Source organism: Microvirga zambiensis WSM3693 (genome assembly GCF_016735695.1).
Taxonomy (GTDB): Bacteria; Pseudomonadota; Alphaproteobacteria; order Rhizobiales; family Beijerinckiaceae; genus Microvirga; species Microvirga zambiensis.
In genome coordinates this window covers 1-762 of record NZ_JAERQD010000219.1, presented here as the reverse complement: position 1 = coordinate 762, position 762 = coordinate 1, and the positions used below count along the sequence as shown (strand labels likewise).

1 protein-coding gene is annotated in these 762 nt (G+C 61.8%); it reads right to left on the bottom strand.

The window, feature by feature from the left end:
• Positions 1-93 precede the first annotated feature (93 nt).
• Positions 94-762 (bottom strand): transposase (locus JKL46_RS34985; RefSeq protein ID WP_246529756.1); only part of this gene is annotated, 669 nt, incomplete at its 5' end.

Sequence of the window (762 nt, the reverse complement as noted above, 5' to 3'; positions counted from 1 at the left end):
TCGGCTCTCGGCTCAAAGACGGTGCGCCAGATCAGCTCAGATTTCAAGCTCTTGAAGAAGCTCTCGACAGCGGCGTTGATGCTCCTATAGAGGTCAAGAGGTTGAAGAGACGGCCGCGAGAGGCCTGCTGGCGCGGCAGAGATAGCCGAAGATCTCCCGTGCAACAAAACGCTTCAGACAGCGAATGATCTCCATCTTGCCCTTACCCTCTGCCGTTCGCTTTCGGACGTAGTCGCGGGTGGGAGAATGGCTGCGCATTCGGCTAATGACCACACGATACAGAGCGGCGTTGGCCTGACGGCGGCCGCCGCGGTTGAGCCGGTGCCGCGAGGTCTTGCCGCTCGAGGCGGGAATGGGACAGGCCCCGCACAGTTTGGCGAATGCCGCTTCGGAGCGAATACGCTCAGGATTATCGCCCACCAGGATCAACATCTCGGCGGCCGTGCCAGTCGCCATCCCATGAGCCTCCTTCAGAGCTGGGGCGTAGGCGGTGGTCAAAGCATCGAGAGCGGCATCGTGGCTCTTGATCTCAGCATCGAGCATCAGCCAGCGTCGGGCGAGAGCGCGCAATGTTGCTTTGGCGGAGGCTGTCGGGTCTGTCATCCCTCCTGGCCGCAGGGCTGGGAGATGCCGGATCAGCGCCATCGTGCCGGTGAGCCCCTCAAGGCTCTCGCGCAAGGCAGTGGGAACTATACCGGAATGTGGGTGATGACGGATTGAGAAAGGCGACGTATCGAGGCGGGTGTCGAGCCTGCCAGAACC